At 37.5% G+C, this 20,420-nt stretch carries 18 protein-coding genes; 11 read left to right on the forward strand and 7 right to left on the reverse strand.

Annotation, left to right across the window (positions count from 1 at the left end; all coding sequences use genetic code 11):
* Positions 1 to 9: 9 nt before the first annotated feature.
* Positions 10 to 1,383 (forward strand): DEAD/DEAH box helicase, encoded by a 1,374-nt coding sequence (locus tag AAGF08_RS07270; protein WP_343510486.1) that lies wholly within the window; start codon positions 10 to 12, stop codon positions 1,381 to 1,383.
* A gap of 34 nt (positions 1,384 to 1,417) precedes the next feature.
* Here the strand turns inward: AAGF08_RS07270 and AAGF08_RS07275 are convergent, their stop codons facing one another.
* The gene (locus AAGF08_RS07275; protein WP_343510487.1) at positions 1,418 to 2,914 is read right to left on the reverse strand and encodes a M28 family peptidase; all 1,497 of its coding nucleotides are present in this window, start codon (positions 2,912 to 2,914) and stop codon (positions 1,418 to 1,420) included.
* Positions 2,915 to 3,192: 278 nt separating this feature from the next.
* Here AAGF08_RS07275 and gcvP point away from each other — a divergent pair, with 278 nt between their 5' ends.
* Positions 3,193 to 6,081, forward strand: a complete 2,889-nt coding sequence (gene gcvP, locus AAGF08_RS07280) for an aminomethyl-transferring glycine dehydrogenase (RefSeq protein WP_343510488.1) — start codon at positions 3,193 to 3,195, stop codon at positions 6,079 to 6,081.
* Between the two features lie 447 nt (positions 6,082 to 6,528).
* On the opposite strand, the gene lipA is transcribed toward gcvP, so the two are convergent.
* On the reverse strand, positions 6,529 to 7,407 hold the full coding sequence (gene lipA, locus AAGF08_RS07285; RefSeq protein ID WP_343510489.1) for a lipoyl synthase: 879 nt from the start codon (positions 7,405 to 7,407) through the stop codon (positions 6,529 to 6,531).
* A gap of 55 nt (positions 7,408 to 7,462) precedes the next feature.
* Entirely contained in the window at positions 7,463 to 8,191 is a 729-nt protein-coding gene (locus tag AAGF08_RS07290; protein WP_343510490.1) for a hypothetical protein, read from the reverse strand.
* Between the two features lie 71 nt (positions 8,192 to 8,262).
* On the opposite strand from AAGF08_RS07290, the gene AAGF08_RS07295 reads away from it, so the two are divergent.
* Both AAGF08_RS07295 and sdaAA read left to right on the forward strand, forming a co-directional pair.
* Complete coding sequence (locus AAGF08_RS07295) at positions 8,263 to 8,667, forward strand: OsmC family protein (protein ID WP_343510491.1); 405 nt, start codon at positions 8,263 to 8,265, stop codon at positions 8,665 to 8,667.
* Between the two features lie 36 nt (positions 8,668 to 8,703).
* Positions 8,704 to 9,609 carry an L-serine ammonia-lyase, iron-sulfur-dependent, subunit alpha gene (sdaAA, locus tag AAGF08_RS07300; RefSeq protein WP_343510492.1) on the forward strand — a complete coding sequence of 302 codons (906 nt, stop codon included), beginning with the start codon at positions 8,704 to 8,706 and terminating at the stop codon, positions 9,607 to 9,609.
* Between the two features lie 446 nt (positions 9,610 to 10,055).
* Here sdaAA and AAGF08_RS07305 read toward each other — a convergent pair whose 3' ends face one another.
* The 4 genes from AAGF08_RS07305 to AAGF08_RS07320 all read right to left on the reverse strand — a co-directional run bounded on the left by AAGF08_RS07305 (position 10,056) and on the right by AAGF08_RS07320 (position 14,408).
* Entirely contained in the window at positions 10,056 to 10,997 is a 942-nt protein-coding gene (locus AAGF08_RS07305; RefSeq protein WP_343510493.1) for a calcium/sodium antiporter, read from the reverse strand.
* Between the two features lie 5 nt (positions 10,998 to 11,002).
* Positions 11,003 to 11,650, reverse strand: a complete 648-nt coding sequence (gene upp, locus AAGF08_RS07310; RefSeq protein WP_343510494.1) for a uracil phosphoribosyltransferase — start codon at positions 11,648 to 11,650, stop codon at positions 11,003 to 11,005.
* A 61-nt stretch (positions 11,651 to 11,711) separates the two neighbouring features.
* On the reverse strand, positions 11,712 to 13,004 hold the full coding sequence (locus tag AAGF08_RS07315) for an OmpA family protein (protein ID WP_343510495.1): 1,293 nt from the start codon (positions 13,002 to 13,004) through the stop codon (positions 11,712 to 11,714).
* 126 nt (positions 13,005 to 13,130) lie between these two features.
* A complete protein-coding gene (locus AAGF08_RS07320; RefSeq protein ID WP_343510496.1) occupies positions 13,131 to 14,408 on the reverse strand; it encodes an OmpA family protein in 1,278 nt (425 codons plus the stop codon).
* Between the two features lie 172 nt (positions 14,409 to 14,580).
* On the opposite strand from AAGF08_RS07320, the gene AAGF08_RS07325 reads away from it, so the two are divergent.
* From AAGF08_RS07325 to AAGF08_RS07355, 7 genes are all read left to right on the forward strand, one after another.
* The gene (locus AAGF08_RS07325; protein WP_343510497.1) at positions 14,581 to 15,489 is read left to right on the forward strand and encodes a M20/M25/M40 family metallo-hydrolase; all 909 of its coding nucleotides are present in this window, start codon (positions 14,581 to 14,583) and stop codon (positions 15,487 to 15,489) included.
* 6 nt (positions 15,490 to 15,495) lie between these two features.
* Complete coding sequence (hpt, locus tag AAGF08_RS07330; protein ID WP_343510498.1) at positions 15,496 to 16,032, forward strand: hypoxanthine phosphoribosyltransferase; 537 nt, start codon at positions 15,496 to 15,498, stop codon at positions 16,030 to 16,032.
* A 14-nt stretch (positions 16,033 to 16,046) separates the two neighbouring features.
* Positions 16,047 to 16,619 (forward strand): adenylate kinase, encoded by a 573-nt coding sequence (locus AAGF08_RS07335; protein WP_343510499.1) that lies wholly within the window; start codon positions 16,047 to 16,049, stop codon positions 16,617 to 16,619.
* A gap of 71 nt (positions 16,620 to 16,690) precedes the next feature.
* Positions 16,691 to 17,686, forward strand: a complete 996-nt coding sequence (gene obgE, locus AAGF08_RS07340) for a GTPase ObgE (protein WP_343510500.1) — start codon at positions 16,691 to 16,693, stop codon at positions 17,684 to 17,686.
* Between the two features lie 75 nt (positions 17,687 to 17,761).
* A complete protein-coding gene (locus AAGF08_RS07345) occupies positions 17,762 to 18,331 on the forward strand; it encodes a nucleotide exchange factor GrpE (protein ID WP_343510501.1) in 570 nt (189 codons plus the stop codon).
* Positions 18,332 to 18,337: 6 nt separating this feature from the next.
* Positions 18,338 to 19,450: a molecular chaperone DnaJ gene (gene dnaJ / locus AAGF08_RS07350; RefSeq protein WP_343510502.1), complete on the forward strand. Its 1,113-nt coding sequence runs from the start codon at positions 18,338 to 18,340 to the stop codon at positions 19,448 to 19,450.
* Between the two features lie 81 nt (positions 19,451 to 19,531).
* Positions 19,532 to 20,419: a hypothetical protein gene (locus tag AAGF08_RS07355; RefSeq protein ID WP_343510503.1), complete on the forward strand. Its 888-nt coding sequence runs from the start codon at positions 19,532 to 19,534 to the stop codon at positions 20,417 to 20,419.
* Position 20,420: the final 1 nt, after the last annotated feature.

Genomic DNA, 20,420 nt, shown 5'->3' on the forward strand with positions numbered 1-20,420 from the left:
TAACGAATCATGAGCAATGAGGCCTTAGAATTTGAAGCATTTAAGTTAAATCGCCAATTATTGGATGCGATAGCTGAGGCTGGATATACTCACCCCACCCCAATTCAGGAGAAATCTATTCCTCTTGCCCTTGCAGGCCATGATGTTTTGGGGATAGCGCAAACAGGAACCGGAAAAACTGCAGCCTACGTTTTACCTATCTTAATGAAAGTGAAATATGCTCAAGGAATGCATTGCAGGGCTTTGATTCTAGCCCCTACCAGAGAATTGGTTATGCAAATTGAGGAAGTGGTCAGGCAATTGGCAACCTATACTGACTTAAGAATTGTGTGTTTGTATGGTGGACTTGGACCAAAAACCCAAATAGAAAATATTAAAGCCGGGGTTGATATTATTATTTCTACTCCGGGTAGATTTATTGATTTGTACAGAAAGAATGAAATCTATACCAAGGATATTAAAACCATGGTATTAGATGAGGCAGATAAAATGATGGATATGGGGTTCATGCCTCAGATCAGATCGATCTTGGAAGTCATCCCAGTGAAGAGGCAAAATTTACTCTTCTCGGCGACTTTTGGTGGTAGAATAGAAAAACTTGCTTATGAGTTTCTGGAGTTTCCGGAGCGCGTAGAGGTGACACCACAAGCCACGACTGCTGAAACTATCGGACAGGTGAAATATTTGGTTCCCAATATCAAAACAAAGATTAATCTTTTAGCCAAACTGCTGGAGGAAGAGGCCGTCAATAGGGCTATAATTTTTACAAGATCTCGGAAAAATGCAGAAGAAGTATTTCACTTTTTAGATAAAAGGCATTTTGGGGAAATTCGAGTAATTCATGCAAACAAAGGGCAAAATACCCGAATTAACTCCATGGAGGATTTTAAAGGAGGTGATGTGCGGATTTTAGTTGCTACAGATGTTGCTTCTAGAGGATTGGATGTCAGTATGGTTTCCCATGTGATCAACTTTGATGTCCCCTTGATTTATGAGGACTATGTACACAGAATCGGAAGGACGGGACGTGCAGAGCAAGAAGGGAAGGCTATCACATTTGTAAATCCCGCGGAGACCTACCATTTTGAGAGAATAGAAGAGATTATTAGAATGAAAGTTGGGGAGTTGCCAATTCCCGATGATGTAGAAATTCCTGACACACCCTTCGAAGAAAAGCAAGCTTATGCACGGGAACTGGATCGCTTAAAACAAAGAGATGATCCGGACTATAAAGGTGCTTTTCATGAGAAGAAAGCTCCTAAAAAAGCCAATCCGTTTACTGAAAAGGCCAAAGAAGAAAAGAAGAGAGGAAATAAAAATTCGAAGGCGAAGACCAATCGAAATCAATTGAAAACGAAAAATCAAAAGAATAAAGGTAGATAAAAGTAAAAGCCCCGAATTATCGGGGCTTTTACTTTTATCTGGATCCTCTAGTATTTGTTCCGTCCACGGGAAGTCTCTTTTCTCTGTTTGCTACGTCCCAAGCTGTATAGAAAATAAGTCTAGCTCTTTTTTCCATCAATGGGAATTCGATTTTATCCACTGTGTCAGTAACTTGGTGATAATCATCGTGAACTCCATTAAAGAAGAAAGCAATTGGAATATTATGCTTTGCAAAGTTGTAATGATCCGATCTGTAATAGAATCTGTTTGGATCATCTTCTGCATCATATCTATAATCCAGGATAAGATTTGAATAGGTGATATTATTGTATTCTAAGATCTTTTTTAAATCCGTAGATAGCATCTCGGAACCAATTACATAAACAAAGTCTTTGTTTTCAGCATCTTGGTACTCATAATCTATTCTTCCAACCATATCAACATTAAAATTTACAACAGTATTTTCTAATGGGAAAATTGGGTGGTCAGAATAATATTCAGAACCTAAAAGTCCTTTTTCTTCACCGGTTACATTCAAAAACAAAATTGATCTTCGTGGTTTGTGTCCATCCTTGGCAGCAGTGGCAAATGCCTCTGCAATTTCCATAACAGAAACAGTTCCTGAACCATCATCATCAGCTCCATTGAATATTTCTCCTGTGCTGCTAACACCCACGTGATCATAATGTGAAGAAATAACTACGATCTCATCTTTCTTGTCAGTCCCTTCCAAAAAGGCCAGTATGTTTGAAGATTCTACTGGTTTAATATTTTTTTCAATTTGGTAAGAAGCCTTTTGAGGTTTGATTGATTCAGGATTAGCTTTTGCAGCTTCTTTAAGCTCTTCTACAGGAGTATTGAAAAGTTCTCCCATTTTCTCTGAGCTCACCATAAATATCGGTCTTTGTTCCGTTTCTTTAGGAAACCCAATTCTGCCTCTGCCTGCTAGTGATTTATAACGATTTGCAATTCTGTCAAAATTCGCTTGACCTTCCATAGAAACGATCACTATGCCTGCAGCACCGGCATCCATTACTTTTGAGACCAAGTCATTGGATCTTTGACCAACAGCCCAGATTCCAACCAATTTATCTGTAACATCTACCTTAGCTAGGTTTTCATCTGAGACTAAACCAAGAAACACCAGCTCAGATTTGGCTGCTTTTTTCATGTCCCCATCTCCAGTAAATACAAAGTCTTCATTGTTGACAAGTTTGTTTTTACCGACTTTCAGACTGACCTCGTCAAAAGAGCTACTTACCAACTCAACCTGTTGTAGATAACTTCCATTTACTGGGCCCGTTAATCCCAAGTTCTTGTAGAAATTAGAAATGTATTCTGCAGCAATTTTTTGTTCCTCAGAACCCGTATCCCTACCTTTCATCTCATCAGAAGCAAGGTAAGTTAGATTTTTGGTGAGATCAGCAACAGTTATAGTATTAGCGTATTTCACCGGATCTGGTGTTTGAGCCATTAAGGGCATTGAGAGCCCAAAGGCAATAGCACCAGTCAAAAACAAGCTTTTATTCATCTTGATTATAACTTTTTTATTTATTTAAAAGATTCGGAAATAGTAACGATCTCTCCCTTTGAAAGGTTAATTTTTATTCAATTCAGGAGTTTCGCAGTTTTTCGCTCCAAAACTAGATAATTTTTTGACCCTTCAAACAACCTTCTGTAAATAAGAGTTAAATCCATGTTAAAATATTGAGAATCTAAAAAGCTTTATCCCTCAATATATTGTACCTTTGCACTTTAAAAAACAAGGGCATGTTTTAACCCAAATATTCATTCTTCCCGACGTTCTTTATGAAGATCAACCTTTCAAACGCAGTAAAATTCGAAAACAGACATAACGGCCCCACTGATGTGGAAATAGCCGAAATGTTAGAAACTATCGGAGCTTCTTCTCTTGAAGAATTAATCGATCAAACTGTTCCTAAATCCATTCAATTGGAAGGCCCACTTAATTTACCGGCATCTCAATTAGAAACAGATTTCTTGGTTGAATTCAAAAAATTGGCTTCCAAAAATAAGGTCCTCAAATCCTTTATAGGTTTAGGGTACTATGACACATTTGTACCAAACGTGATTTTAAGGAATGTCCTTGAAAATCCAGGATGGTATACTGCCTATACTCCTTATCAAGCTGAAATCGCTCAAGGAAGATTAGAGGCTTTGATCAACTTCCAAACAGTGGTTATGGAATTGACCGGAATGGAGTTAGCAAATGCATCTTTGCTAGACGAAGGAACTGCAGCTGCTGAAGCAATGGGAATGTTATTCTCTGTGAAAGCTCGAGAAAAAAAGACAGCGACTAAGTTTTTTGTTGATGAGAAAGTTTTCCCCCAGACAAAAGCTGTTTTAGAAACAAGAGCAGAGCCGATAGGGATTGAGATTGTTTATGGTTCTGTTGAAGAATTAGATGTAACAGACCCGGAACTATTTGGGGTGCTTTTCCAATATCCTGATTCCGATGGATTGGTTAGAGATTATAGTGCTATAGTTGCTGCCGCAAGGGAAAATAAAGTTCATACTGCTTTTGCTGCAGATTTATTAGCATTAACTATTTTGACCCCTCCAGGGGAAATGGGGGCAGATGTGGTTGTAGGTACTGCCCAAAGATTTGGGGTGCCAATGGGTTATGGAGGCCCTCATGCAGCTTTCTTTGCTACAAAAGAGGAATTTAAAAGACAGATCCCTGGACGGATTATCGGAGTATCACTAGATAGGGCTGGAAATAAAGCTTATAGAATGGCTCTTCAAACTCGAGAGCAACATATCAAAAGAGAAAAAGCAACCTCAAATATCTGTACAGCACAGGTTTTGTTAGCTGTAATGTCAAGCTTCTATGCCGTATATCATGGGCCAAAGGGTTTGAAAAATATAGCTTTAAGGACTCACGGTCTAGCTAAGTTGACTGCAAACTGCCTAAAGGAACTAGGTTTTGAAGTAGGGGAAGGTGAATTTTTTGATACTATAAAAGTAACATTAAGTTCTCACGATCAAGCTCATTTCTCAGCAATGGCTGTAGGTGCAGGAATGAATTTCAGATATGCAAAAGATGTTGTTTTTATAGCATTTGACGAGACGAAATCTCTTCAGGATGTTAAGGAAATTATTAATGTTTTTGCTACTACTGCAGGAAAAGATCCTGTTTCATTGACAGGAAATGTAGAAAGTTTAGAACTTACCTTACCAGCTGCTTTAGAAAGAAAGACCGAATACTTGACCCATCCTGTTTTTAATAGCTTTCATTCAGAACATGAAATGCTTCGCTATATCAAGCGGTTGGAGAATAAGGATTTATCTTTGGTTCATTCAATGATTTCATTGGGTTCTTGTACCATGAAGTTAAACGCAACTGCGGAGATGATTCCAGTCACATGGCCTGAATTCGGCCAAATGCATCCTTTTTCACCAATGGATCAGACTGCTGGATATCAGGAGTTGTTTGCAAACCTAGAAAGATGGCTTTCAGAGATTACTGGATTTGCAGGAACTTCTTTGCAACCAAATTCTGGCGCCCAAGGAGAATTCGCTGGTTTAATGGTAATCAGAGCTTATCATCAAGACAGAGGAGAATCACATAGAAATATTGCTTTGATTCCTACATCTGCTCACGGAACCAACCCGGCTTCCGCTGTTATGGCAGGTATGAAAGTTGTTTTGGTGAAATGTGATGAAAAAGGAAACATTGATCTTGAGGATCTAAAAGCTAAGGCTTCTGCCCATGCAAATGACCTAGCAAGTTTGATGGTAACCTATCCATCCACACATGGCGTATTTGAGGAAGCTATCAAAGAAATTTGTGACACAATCCATCAATACGGAGGTCTTGTATACATGGATGGTGCAAATATGAATGCTCAAGTTGGATTGACAAGTCCTGGAAATATTGGAGCAGACGTTTGTCATTTAAATTTACATAAGACATTCTGTATTCCTCACGGCGGAGGAGGTCCAGGCATGGGACCGATATGTGTTGCAAGTCATTTGGTTCCATTCCTTCCTGGAAATCCTTTAGTGAAGACCGGTGGAGAGAATTCTGTTTCTTCCATTTCTGCCGCTCCTTATGGTAGTGCTAGTATTTTACCAATTTCTTATGCTTACATCGCTATGATGGGTGGAGATGGATTGACCAATGCAACTAAAATGGCCATTTTAAATGCGAATTATATCAAAGAGCGTTTGAGCGGGCATTACCCAATTCTTTATACAGGAACAAAAGGAAGGGCAGCACATGAAATGATTGTGGATTGTAGAGGCTTTAAAGAAGTAGGGGTAGAAGTTGAAGATATAGCTAAGCGATTGATGGATTATGGATTTCATGCACCTACTGTTTCTTTCCCAGTTGCCGGTACGTTGATGATCGAGCCAACTGAATCGGAGACAAAAGCTGAGTTAGATAAATTTTGTGAAGCTTTGATTTCTATCAGAGCCGAGATCAAGGAGATTGAGGATGGAATTGCTGATAGAATGAATAACGTGTTGAAAAATGCGCCTCATACCGCAACTATGGTTCTCACAGGAGAATGGAATTTACCATATTCCAGAGAGAAGGCTGTTTTCCCAAATGCAAATGTTAAGGAGAATAAGTTCTGGCCAACAGTTAGAAGAATTGATTCTGCATATGGGGATAGAAACTTGGTATGTAGCTGTATTCCTGTTGAAGAATATGCTACTGAAGAAGTTTAATTTTAAAATCTTCAATTAATAAATGAAAGGGCTGCCAATGGGCAGCCTTTTTTATTAGTCGGCTTGCAAATTATTAGGTTCGCTAAGTTCTATTTCTAATCCCCCGGTTTTCTTGGCGACTATATTATAAACCCTGGCAAAAAGTACCCCAAATATGAATCCAAGTAATCCATAAATTATAGGAATACCTATGATTACGAAATAGGGAAAGCAGCGGCAAAAGACCATCCAGAATCACTTAAAACTGAAGCACCAAAATAGTCCATAAGGAATTGCTATAATGGCACCGAATCCTACTAATGTTGATCCATAAATCTTTGCTACGGATCTTACACCGATCTTTTTGATAACCCTCATAAAAATTATTTATTTTTTAGTTTTCAAAAAAGAGTCAAAAAAAAGCACATGTAACATGTGCTTAAAAATTTAATTGATTGATCTTTTGAGTTAGACATTCACATGTCTTTCTGCATGATAAGATGATCTCACGAGGGGACCTGACTCTACGTATTTTAAACCTCTTTTAAGTCCTTCTTCTCGATACATGGCAAACATGTCAGGGTGAATAAATTCGGCCACTTCAATATGCATTTTTGTTGGTTGAAGATATTGACCTAAAGTAAGAATATCACATCCATGAGCTACTAAATCGTCCATAGCTTTAAAAACTTCCTCTTTAGTTTCACCCAATCCTAACATAATTCCAGTTTTGGTTCTTTTACCATATTCCTTGGTTAGTTTTATTTGCTCTAAAGAACGATCATATTTAGCCTGAGGTCTGACTCTTCTGTATAAGCTGCCTACAGTCTCCATATTGTGAGAAACTACTTCCTGGCCTCCTGAGATCATTCTATATAGCGCATCCCAGTTTGATTTTACATCTGGGATTAGGGTTTCTATAGTTGTACTTGGAGAAAGTTCTTTTGTTTGAACTACAGTCTGATACCAGATTTCGGCACCTTTGTCCTTCAACTCATCCCTGTTGACAGATGTCAATACTGCATGTTTCACGCCCATGAGCTTGATAGCTTCCGCTACCCTTCTTGGCTCATCTGTATCGTATTCTGGGGGTCTTCCTGTTGCTACTGCACAGAACGAACAAGACCTGGTACAGACATTTCCAAGGATCATGAATGTGGCAGTACCCGCTCCCCAACATTCTCCCATGTTTGGACAGTTACCACTTTCACATATTGTATGGAGTTTATGTTCGTCTACAAGTTTTCTGACTTTTGCATATTCTTTTCCAATTGGAAGCTTTACTCTCAACCAATCTGGTTTTTTTCTTCGAGTTGCCTCCTCGGAAATGACGGGTAATTCAATCATAAAATTGTGATTTTTTACAAAGTTAAAGCAGGAGGTTCGTAAAACCCAATTTCTGTTACTTTCTGAATCCGTAATAGAATGTAAAATAAACAGACTGGAATATTTGTCTGTTTTCTGCTGTTGGAATTAAAGGTATTTCTTTGGTAAAACCCTCAAGCATGTATCCGAGTTCCAATCCGGTAACGTTACTTCGAAAAACACCAAATTCAAAGTTCAAAGCAGCTTTTACATTGGCCCCAATTGCCAATTCAGATTGACCTATACCCTGGAATAATCTGCCAGTGCCCAAAATATTGAATCTACTTTGGTGAATTTCAGGATCGTATTGCTCTGAAACTGTTTCCACTCTATTAAGAGCATATTCAATATAATATGGAGCAATTAAGCCAAGAGAGGGCCCTACAGCTGCCAATGCCGAAACTTGAACCCCTTGGTTAGGAGCTTTTTTAAATAAAACTACTTCTCTCCCATACTGTGGTCTAATCGAATAAAGGTAGTTTGACTTTCCAAAAATATAGCTATTTCCAAGTACGGTATTATACCTGACTTCTTTTGGATTTTTTACATTTGAAAATTCTAAAGCCCAGAAGCTGAATTGGTCGTCAGTAATTCTAGTTCCTACTTTGAAAACAAAACCTCCAATGAGTCCACCATTGGTGTTTTTGTTTGCTCCAAAGAGGTATTCTTTATCATATTCATAATTACCTATATCATCTCTTTGAGCGAAAGTGTCTATCGCAAAAAGAATGAGGAATAGTGGAAGTAGTAATTTCAGCTTTGTCATTCGAAAAGGTCGAAAATAATGTCCTAATTTGTGGATACAATTATTTAAACTGATTTTAAAAGTAAGGGTTTATGCCAACTATAAAAAGTTCATATTTAGGAAATTTGAGAACAGAGTCTGAGCACCTTCAATCTGGAACCAAAATATTGACAGATGCTCCGGTAGATAATAATGGAAAAGGAGAGAAGTTTTCTCCTACAGATCTGGTTTCTAGTGCATTGGGAAGCTGTATGGTTACTATTATGGGAATTGTAGCTGCCAGAGAAAGGGAAGATTTGAATGGGCTTACTTGGGAAGTGACTAAAATAATGCAATCTTCCCCAAGAAAGATTCAGGAAATAATTATCAATTTTCATTGGGACAATCCAACAAAAGACCCTGTTATGGTTAAAAAGTTGAAAAATGCAGCCCGTACTTGTCCTGTTGCATTAAGTTTGGATCCCGCTATCAAGCAGACTATTAACTTTAACTTTTGAGTTTTAGGAAAATAAAAGAATAAAACCTTAAATCTTATGTGCTATTTATTCGAATCATTTAAAGGCTGGAAATCCTACTGTGAAGAAAATAAAGTCAGTTTACCCGATTCTGTAATTGAATACGAAGTCGAGCAAAAAAATGCAGAATCGAATCAGATAAAAGCCGGAATTCTTAATGCTTTTCAGGTCATGAAAGATGCGGTGAAGACAGGGCTTGAGGAAGAAATGACTTCTAGATCTGGAATGATAAACAATGGTGCAAAAAAGGTTTATAACCATCCTCTAGCTGTATTATCTCCAGAATTTCAAAAACTTATTGCAAGAGCATTAGCCGCAAAAGAAGTAAATTCTTGCATGGGAAGAGTTGTTGCTGCTCCCACTGCTGGGGCATCAGGTATTTTACCGGGAACATTAGTGACACTTCAAGAAATTCATGGGGTTTCGGATGAAAAAATTGTAGAAGGGCTTTTAGTTAGTGCTGGTATAGCTTTAATTATTGAAGAGAAGGCAAGCTTAGCAGGAGCAGTTGGAGGTTGTCAAGCGGAGACTGGATCAGCAGCGGCAATGGCAGCTGGAGCCATGGTATATTGCTTAGGAGGAAATACGGACCAGGTATTTAATGCCGTTGCAATAACAATTCAATGTATGCTTGGTTTGGTTTGTGATCCGGTGGCAGGTTTAGTTGAAGTTCCGTGTGTGGTAAGAAATGCTAGCGCAGCATCTATCGCATTTAGTTCGACGCAGATTGCAATTTCGGATGTCAGTTCTGTAATTCCGGTTGATGAATGCGTCGAAGCTATGGGGGAAATAGGGGCTTCCATGGAAAGTAGATATAAGGAAACAGCAATGGGAGGCTTGGCAGCAACGTTAACAGGCCAAGAAATATCTAAGCGAGTATTGATTCAGGATATTGAAATTTTACCAGATGATGAATCACAATAATAAATTGTGAAAGAAAGGAATTTTTAGAATCTGGTCAATTGTGAGACAAAAGAGAGTAGCCCAAAAAAGACTACTAAAAAGCATATTTATATAAATATGTCTTTTTTTTGCCCCAAAAGATACCATAATTAAGGTCCCACCTATTGGGGTGAGGATTAATGGAGTTATGATAGCAATACCTATTTCTCCGTATTTTTTCCAAATTTTCACTAAGGTTCTATTCTTTTTAGAAAAAATAGGCTTCTTTTTATTGAATCTTAACTTCAGGTAATTTTTAAATTTTGATCCGATTATAGTAAAGAGAAATACGCTGGTCATCATACCTGCAACAGTTATAAAAATTGATCCTAAAACACCATATCCAGCGGCAGATCCTAGAACCGGCCCTGCAATAAATTTGAATAAACTCAAAAAATAAATTCCAAGGAATTTAAGGAGCGATTCAATCATAATAAGAAGTACATATAAGCCAAATACCCAAAAAACAAAATCATACCCTCAATCAAGGAAATTCTCATTTTCGTCCTGATTAAAGGGAAGAGAATTAAAGTAAAACCAATCATCCAGAGGTAATCTGAATTTAAGAATTCACCAGAGACATCGATCGGTTTTATAATCGCGGTTATTCCTATAATAGAAAGAATGTTCATGATATTACTGCCAAGAATATTTCCAATTGCCATATCAGTTTTCTTAGCTAAAGCAGCCATGATAGATGTAATTAATTCTGGAAGGCTTGTTCCTATAGCTATAATAGTAACACCGATCACTCTTTCAGAGACTCCAAAATCTCTTGATATTTTAATTGCATTGTTTACTAATAATTCTGAGCCAAAGTATAAGCCTACTATGCCTCCAAGAAATAATGAAATCGCCACAAGCCAACTGTAACCTTTTACAAGTTCAACTTCCTCGACTACTTCTGAGTTGTCAACTAGCCCACCTTGACCGGTATTTCTAAAAAGATAAATATTAAAACCTATGAAAAGGGTAAATAGAAATATTCCCTCCCAGAATCCAATAATACCATTGTAGCTTAATGCATAGAACAGTAAAGTGACAATTAATGTAATAATATAATCAAATCTTAATGTACTTTTTCGAATTAATATGGGATAAAATAAACCACTTAAGCCTAAAACCATCCCAATATTGGCAATGTTTGACCCTACTACATTCCCAATCGAAATATCACTGTTGCCTTTTAGGGCAGCATTGACACTTACCAAAAGTTCAGGAGCTGATGTGCCAAAAGCTACAATGGTAAGACCTATCAATCCGGCACTCATTCCTAACTTTACTGCAATTGCAGACGCACCATCCACCAAAATTTTCCCTCCATAAAGTAAGATGACCAAGCCTAAGCCTAGAAGAATGTAATCTATCATAGAATTTATAGTTTCGGTCCAAATGCAAGATCCCCAGCATCTCCCAGACCAGGAACGATATAGGATAAATGGTTTAGTTTTTCATCTAGGGTCCCCAGCCAAAAAGTAAAGGGTATGTTTTTCAGATTTTTTTGAATGTATTCGATTCCTTCGGGTGCAGCAAAAGCTGAAGCAATATGGATTCTTTCTGGTTTTCCGTGGCTTAAAATAGTATTAACTGTTTTTATAATTGATTTTCCTGTTGCGAGCATTGGATCTGCAATTATTACATCTTTTCCTTCAAGTGATGGACTAGCGTGATAGCCTAAATTCACTTTAATTTCCCCCTCTGTTTTTTCTTCTCGAAAAGCACCAATAAAGCCACTTTCAGCTTGATCAAGAATATTTAAGAACCCTTGATAGAAGGGTAATGAAGCCCTAAGAATTGAAATAATGACAGGTTTTGAATTAATAATAGATGTACTTGCTATAGCTAATGGAGTTTCAACTTTGGCCTCTTTATATTCAAAAGATTTCGAAATTTCATATGCCAGAATTTCACCTAATCTTTCAAGATTTTTTCTAAAGCGCATACGGTCCTGTTGAATTTTCTTATCTCTCAATTCCAAAATGAATTGATTTGCAACGGAAGGTGTATCGGAAAGAATAAACATTTCACGAAGATAAAATAAAACCCGGCTCTTTGGAAACCGGGTTTGATCAAGATTTATATTCTTATTTTACTTCAAAGCTTGTACGTCTTGCCAATTGCCTTGCATCTGCTGATGATTTATCTACTGTTGTATCTTCTCCATAACCTTTATATGTCAACCTGGAGGTGTCAATTCCAGATGATACAATAATATCATAAACAGCTTTAGCTCTTCTCTCGGATAATTTGATATTATAGTCTTCTGATCCAAGCTCATCCGCGTAACCCTTTACCTCCAAAGATACTCCAGGATTTCTCTTTAAAAAGTTTGAGATATAATGTGCAGAGGAAATAGAATAGGAAAGCGGTTTAGCGCTGTCAAAGGCAAAATAGACGTTAACAAAGCCGTCATTGATGGCCTTTCTCAAGAAATCAACTTCCTCTTTAACCTCTTGGACAGGACATCCATTTGTTGATGCGGGTCCAGGTAAAAAAGGACATTTGTCTATATGATCTGGTGTCCCGTCATTATCAGAATCCAACGTAATACCCTGTGTGCTTACTCTTGCCCCCACTGGAGTATTTGACTCTTTATCTAAATAATCAGGAACTCCATCTCCATCTGAGTCTCTTAACATATCCTTGATCCCATTAATTTGTGAGGCTAATTCTTCTTTGGTGGCATATTTATCAGCAGCTATATACCAATCTGCATGCTCGGAAGCGGAACCTAGATAAAAGTTTAAACCTACGGTAGCAGTCCACCAAGTCCCTGGAGCATGAACAAATGGATTCTCTAAAGGATTTGAAGGTTGTACATCTGCATTATAGGTGTTTCCATCAAATGTGTAAGTTTGTCTTCCATTGTAAATCATGGATAGATCACTCGTTAAAGCAACTCTAGTTCCAAGCTTGAACTGACCGGTTAAACCAGAGATGATATTATAATGATAGTCTGGCGCGTTATTTAAGATAGTTTCTTCGAAACTCATTCTACCAAAGCCGCCACCTAGATGACCAAGAAGTCCTAATTTTCTTGAAAAGGATTCGAAAGTCATAAGTTTTCCGAGATTAACAACTCCTTTAATATTAGCCCTTAAATAGTTGGTTTTGAATTCAGGGCTTTCCCCTTTTACTTCAGAAAATGAACCAAATCCCGCATCGGCTTTTAACCCAAACTTCTCATTAAACATATAACGAACGCCAAAATCCAGATGCCCTATGTTCAAACTATGGCTTAGATATCCTGGAGTTAATGGAGCCATCGCTTTATTGAAGCCAAAGTTCGTCTCGATAGACCATTTATTAAATTCTGATTGTGAAAAAACAGAAAATTCAATGCTGAAGAACACAATTGCTAAAATGAGCTTTTTCATTAATTAAGAATTAGAGATGTGGGCTCAAAAGTAGAAAAAAATATTACAATTATATTCAGGAAAATATTTTCATAAAAAAAGCCCGGATTTTCCGGGCTCTCCTTTTTTTATATTTAAGCTAAAAGCTTATTTCACTTCGAAACTTGCTCTTCTTGCCATTTGTCTAGCATCTGCAGATGACTTGTCTACACTAGTATCTTCCCCATAACCTTTGTAAGAAAGTCTAGATGCATCAACACCTGAAGATACTAATAGATCATAAACAGCCTTAGCTCTTCTTTCAGAAAGTTTCATGTTATAATCCTCTGGACCTAATTCATCAGCATAACCTTTAATTTCTACGCTAACTCCTGGGTTTTTCTTCATAAAATTTGCAACGTAACTAGCTGCGCTACTAGAGTATCCAAGTGGCTTATCACTATCGAAAGCATAATAAACGTTAATGTATCCGTCGTTAATTGCTTTCTTGAAGAAATCAATTTCTTCCTTAATCTCCTCTACAGGACATCCATTAGTAGATGCTGGTCCAGGAAGGAATGGACACTTATCCAAATGGTCAGGAGTTCCATCACCGTCGGAATCCATTGTAGTACCTTGAGAATCAACTCTTGCTCCAGCTGGAGTATTAGGCTCTTTGTCTAAATAATCCGGAACACCATCACCATCAGAATCTTTAAGCATGTCTTTGATACCATTGATCTGAGAAGCTAATTCTTCTTTTGTAGCATATTTATCTGCTGCTATATACCAGTCAGCATGCTCTTCTGCAGATCCTAAGTAGAACTGAAGTCCTAAAGTACCAGTCCACCAAACTGAATTCGCTCCATAAAATCCAGCATCAGTAGGTCTAATTGCAGTTGCACCATCCCATGTAACAGTTTGACGCCCATTTATAATAGCACTAATATCACCTACTAAGGCAACACCTCTACCTAATTTAAGTTGAGGAGTAAAACCTACGATGAAATTATAAACATCATCCGTAAAATCATTGTAAAGATTTTCTTCAGGGTTTACATTTCCTATACCGGCTCCACCATGAACTAATAAACCTATTGATCTTGTGAAAGATTCAAAGTTCATTATTCTACCAGCATTCATCACGCCTTGAAGGTTTAAACGATAGTATTTTGTATCAAATGTAGGCGATTCACCATCTACCTCTGACATAGATCCAAAACCATAATCAAGCTTAAGGCCGAATTTTTCATTGAACATATAACGAGCTCCGAAATCAATGTGGCCAAAATTGGCTGTAGGTGAGAGATATCCCGGAGTTAGAGGTGCCATTGGTTTGTTGACGCCTCCATTGATTTCCAGAGAGAATTTGTCAAATTCTTTCTGGGCATTGGCACCAAGTGCCAAAGCACCGACCATAAGTGTTGAGAGTATTAGTTTTTTCATAACAAAAAATTTTTGTTCAAATTTTAAGTGTTTGATTGATGAGATTACAAATTTAATAACTTTTAACTTACTGCAAATCTAGATGATTTATTTAATTCACAATTCTGGTAACAAAATAAATCTAAACAAATTTACTGTCTATTAATAAATATTTAACATAATTAATGCCAAAATGAAAATTTTGTACGATTTATTGGAAATAAATGGTGTTTCTGGTGATGAATCTCGTACAACTCAATTTTTACACGAATATGTCGAAAAACGTAAGAAAAATTGGAAGGTTGTACCAAAAATATTTTTTAGTGACGCATTCCATGATTGTTTACTTCTAAAATTTGGAACTCCAAACACAGCAGTTTTTGCCCATATCGACACGATTGGATTTATGGCTAGGTATAAAAATCAATTGGTTCCTGTCGGAGGACCAGAACTAATTCCTGGGACATGGTTAGTAGGTGAAGATAGTCTAGGGTCTATCAGATGCCGACTTGAGGGAGATGAAGATGGCTTATTTCATGATTTTCCTAGAGGGATAGACCCAGGGACATGCTTGTCTTTTGAACAAAATGTACGAGTTGATAATAATTTTATTCAAGCGGCTTATCTTGACAATAGGTTAGGGATTTATAATGCATTGAAATTATGTGAAACACTCGAAAATGGGTGGGTTGTGTTTTCTACTTATGAAGAGCATGGAGGTGGGAGCATGCCTTTTCTTCTTAAGTTTATTCAAAAGGAGGCACCGATTAAGCAAGCACTAATCTCTGATATTACTTGGGTCACGGAAGGGGTACAGCATCACAATGGGGTAGCTATTTCAATAAGAGATAAATTTATACCACGGAGAAGTTTTTTGAATAAAATTATTTCTTTAGCTGAGAAAAGTGGAATTCCTTTTCAAATAGAAGTAGAAGGGGCAGGAGGAAGCGATGGAAGAGAGGTTCAATTTTCTCCTTTCCCAATCGATTGGTGTTTCATAGGTGCTCCTGAAGATAATGTTCATACACCGGATGAAAGAGTATCTTTGAAGGATCTTAAAGCAATGATCGATTTATACCAATTTTTAATGAAAGAACTTTAAGGTATTATGAGCATTAGAATCAAAGACAAGAATTTTATTCCATTCTTAAATAAAGATCAGATTCAGGAAAGGATTTCCCAAGTTGGGGCTCAAATAACTCAAGACTTCATTGGAAAAGATGTTGTTTTGTTAGGAGTGTTAAATGGATCGTTCATTTTTATTGCTGATCTGTGCCGGTCCATAGATTTACCAATTACCTGTTCTTTTGTCAAATTAAGTTCATACCAAGGGACGAAAAGTAGCGAAAAAGTAAAATCGTTGGTAGGTATTCAAGAAAATCTAAAAAATAAATTCGTAGTAATTGTTGAAGATATAGTAGACACTGGAATCAGCATGAATTACATGCTAAAGCAGATTTCTAGTCTAAATCCTTTAGGTATTTCTATTGTTTCTCTTCTATTTAAACCTGAAGCTTTTCGGTTTAATTACCAAATAGATTATGTCTGTTTTGAAATTCCCAATAAATTTGTTGTTGGCTACGGCCTTGACTATGATGGTCTAGGTAGAAATCTTTCGGAAATCTATCAACTTGATACTCCTTAAAATTAATATCAGGAATGTATAATATCGTTTTATTTGGCCCTCCGGGCGCGGGCAAAGGCACTCAAAGTGAAAAATTAATCCGGCATTATGGATTGACTCATCTCTCGACTGGTGATTTGTTTAGAAAACACTTAGGTGAAGGGACAGAATTAGGTCTCCTAGCAAAAAAATATATGAATGAAGGGCATTTGGTGCCTGACGAAGTTGTAATTAAGATGGTGGAAGAGAAAATCAGCGATACTAAAGACTCTAAAGGCTTTATTTTTGATGGTTTTCCAAGAACTACTGCTCAAGCAAAAGCTTTGGATGAAATGCTTTCGCATCATGACTTAGAAATTTCAGGTATGATTTCTCTTGAAGTGCCCGAGGATATTTTAAGGGAAAGAATCAAAGAAAGAGGCAAGACATCAAATAGAGCAGATGATCAGGATAATGAAAAAATCACAACTAGGATCAAAGTCTATATGAATGAGACCTTGCCAGTAGCAACTTATTATAAAAATCAAGGTAAGTTTCAAAAAATCAATGGAGTTGGAGAAATAAATGAAATATTCAATCAGATCACTTCTGTCATTGATAGTTACTGATTGGCTTAATTTTCCTAATTTTGCAATCCACATTTGGCTAAGCATCAGTGCTTAGCCTTTTTCTTTAAAAAATGGCCGATTCTAATTTCATTGATTACGTTAAGTTTTGTTCTCGCTCAGGAGCTGGAGGTGCAGGTTCTCTTCACTTTAGAAGAGAAAAGCATGTTCCTAAGGGAGGTCCCGATGGTGGAGATGGTGGCCGAGGTGGCCACATTATACTCCGCGGTAATTCCCAACATTGGACCTTACTGCATCTGAAATATAAAAAACATATAATCGCCGAATCGGGAAAAGGGGGCGAAGGAGGTAGAAGAACGGGAGCAGATGGAAAAGATATGATTCTCGATGTCCCTCTGGGTACAGTAGCAAAAGATGCAGAAACCGGGGAAAAGAGATTTGAAATTACTGAAGATGGTCAGGAAGTCATTCTGACAAAAGGAGGAAGAGGCGGTTTAGGTAACCACCATTTTAAAACTTCTACCAATCAGGCCCCTCATTATGCTCAACCTGGGGAGGAAGGGATTGAAGAGTGGATCATCTTGGAATTAAAACTTCTAGCTGATGTCGGTCTTGTGGGTTTTCCCAATGCGGGGAAAAGCACGCTGCTTTCATCAATATCAGCGGCAAAGCCAGAAATCGGGGATTATCCATTTACAACTTTAGTTCCCAATCTGGGAGTTGTTAGTTATCGGGATGATAAATCATTTGTAATGGCTGATATTCCGGGAATCATTGAAGGAGCAGCTGAAGGCAAGGGTTTAGGGATTCGCTTTTTAAGACATATTGAAAGAAACTCCATCTTATTGTTTATGATTCCAGCAGACGCACCAAGTATAAAAGAACAATATGAAGTTTTGCTTGGTGAACTTGAAAAATACAACCCCGAATTATTAGATAAGCAACGATTACTGGCTGTTTCAAAAGTAGATATGCTAGATGAGGAATTAATGAAGGAAATGGAAGAAGATCTACCAGAAGGAATTCCCAGTGTATTTATTTCTTCTGTCAGTCAATATAACTTAGACAAACTGAAAGATCTTATTTGGCAGGCAATCCACCGTTCTTAAGGTGTCAGATTGTCAGTTAGATCAGGATGGCAAAAATATTGTTAAGTGGGTAATGCCAATTATCGAAAAGTTAAAATGAAAAATAAAGACGAAGTGGATAAGGAATTAGATCAGAATGAGGAGCAATTAGTTCAAGATACTCCCGATAAGGCTACAGATACTATGGAAGAATCTACAAATGAGGAAGAAGTTTCTGCTGAAGAGAGACTTGCAGCAGAAGTTGCCGATTTAAAAGATAAATACTTGCGGTTATATTCTGATTTCGAAAATTTCCGAAAAAGGAGTTCTAAAGAAAGATTAGATTTGATTACCACAGCTTCTGAAGAAGTTCTCCGAGATTTGATTCCTGTGGTTGATGATTTTGAAAGAGCTATAAAAGTTAGTGATACACAAGAACAAGGGGAGAAAAATAAAGAAGGGAATTTATTGATTTTCCATAAGCTATTGAGAATTCTTGAAAGCAAAGGCCTCAGACAGATGGAGGACCTAATAGGGAAACCATTTGATGCTGATACTCAAGAAGCAATCACACAAGTTCCTGCTCCTAGTGAAGAATTAAAAGGTAAGGTAATAGATGTAGTGGAAAAAGGTTATACGCTAGGCGACAAAGTGGTGCGATATGCCAAAGTAGTAACAGGAGCTTAAAAAATTATGGCAAAAAGAGATTATTACGAAGTATTAGGTATTTCAAAATCTGCCTCCTCGGAAGAGATAAAGAAGGCGTATCGGAAAATGGCAATCAAATACCATCCGGATAAAAACCCTAATAATCCCGAGGCAGAAGAAAAGTTTAAAGAGGCAGCTGAAGCATATGAGGTTTTAAGTAATCCTGATAAGCGCCAAAGATATGATCAGTTTGGTCATCAGGGAGTTTCCGGAAATGGAGGCTTTGGTGGAGGCGGTATGAACATGGATGATATCTTCTCTCAATTTGGTGATATTTTTGGAGGAGGTGGATTTGGTTCATTCTTTGGTGGAGCTGGTGGAGGCGGAGGCCGTAGAACCAGAAAGGGTACAAATCTTCGCGTTAAACTTAAATTGTCTCTTGCAGAAGTTGCTAACGGAGTAGAAAAGAAAATCAAAGTAAAAAGGCATGTAGTTGCTGGGGGGGTTACTTTTAAAAACTGTTCAACTTGCCAGGGTTCTGGTCAAATCAAGAAAGTAGTTAATACAATGCTTGGCCAAATGGTATCCGCAAGTACTTGCTCTGTTTGTGGGGGGAGCGGTCAGATTGTAGATAAAAAACCAGCCGAGGCTGATGCTAGAGGACTTATTATAAAGGAGGAGGTCATTTCCATTAATATCCCGGGCGGAGTTGCCGAAGGAATGCAGCTTAGCATGTCAGGTAAAGGAAATGAAATCCCTGGAGGAATAGCTGGTGATCTGTTGATTGTAATTGAGGAGATTGAGGATAAAATTCTTCAAAGAGATGGCAATAATGTCATCTATGACTTATTTATTTCTTTTGTAGATGCTGCTTTAGGTTCTTCGATAGAAGTTCCTACCATCGATGGTAAAGTGAAAATAAAGATTGATCCAGGTACTCAAAGTGGAAAGATGCTCCGCTTGAAAGGAAAAGGGATTAAAGATATCAATGGTTACAGTAAAGGTGATCAGTTAATTATGGTTAATGTCTGGACACCTACTCAGTTATCCAGAGAGGAGAGAGAATCTCTAGAGAATCTTAGAGAATCAAGTAACTTCAAACCAGATCCTGGGAAATCGGACAAATCTTTCTTTGATAAAATGAAGGAGTTTTTCTAAAAATATAAATAAGCCGGAATCAATTCTGGCTTTTTTTATATTTTTAAGAACCTTTTTAAAGTCGCCTCGTAACCTATCGGTATGCTTAGAAAATTGTGTCTACTGTTTCTGGGAGTCATTGCATGTGTAGGTGTGAGTAAGGCACAGCTTGTGAAAGAGTTTAAAATTACTGAGAAAAAGGGGTATGAGGTCGTTCATCTCATGTTTTCCTCTTATAAAAGTACAACTCTGGTCAAGCGTATAAGATCCATGGATCCGCTATATATTCATGGTCACCTTCAGAAAACAAATATCCTCCCCGTATTTTCTTATGAGATTAAGAATAATATTCTTGAGTCTACATTGGAGCATAAAAATGTAGAATCTGATAATCTCGGGAAAAGTATTACCTCCAAAATCTTTTCTGGGGATAATTCTGATTTTGATCATACCTGGGATTTAGGCTTAGCTTCAAATTTTGTCTACAACCTGGATTTTAATTTGGGTATGGGTAAAACTGAGATAGATTTAGCCCAATTACCTATAAGTAATCTCAAAGTTCATAGTGCCAGTGCTGATATCTTGATTAATTACGGGTCTAAAGATCCAAATCATGTTCAAATGGACACCTTATTGGTAACACTCAATATGGGAACAATAGAGATTGATGATGCTAATTTTACTAATGCATCTAAGATGATTTTTGAGGTCAATTATGGATCCCTGAATTTAAATTTTTCAGATGGTATGCCATCTATGTGTCATGTTATTGCTGCCGTAGGAGCTGGATCACTCAATTTGAATTTACCTGATGAATCCTATCCCATCAAGATTCGAGTGAAGACGACAGCGATGTGCAGGACAACTCTTCCGAAATATCTAAAAACTATCGATAAACACACTTATATTACGAAAGGTTACAATGAATCAGACCCTAGATTGCTTGAACTTATTCTGGATGTAGGGGTTGGGTCATTGACGATAGAATAGT

It is taken from the genome of Algoriphagus sp. SE2, from assembly GCF_039563885.1.
Taxonomy (GTDB): Bacteria; Bacteroidota; Bacteroidia; order Cytophagales; family Cyclobacteriaceae; genus Algoriphagus.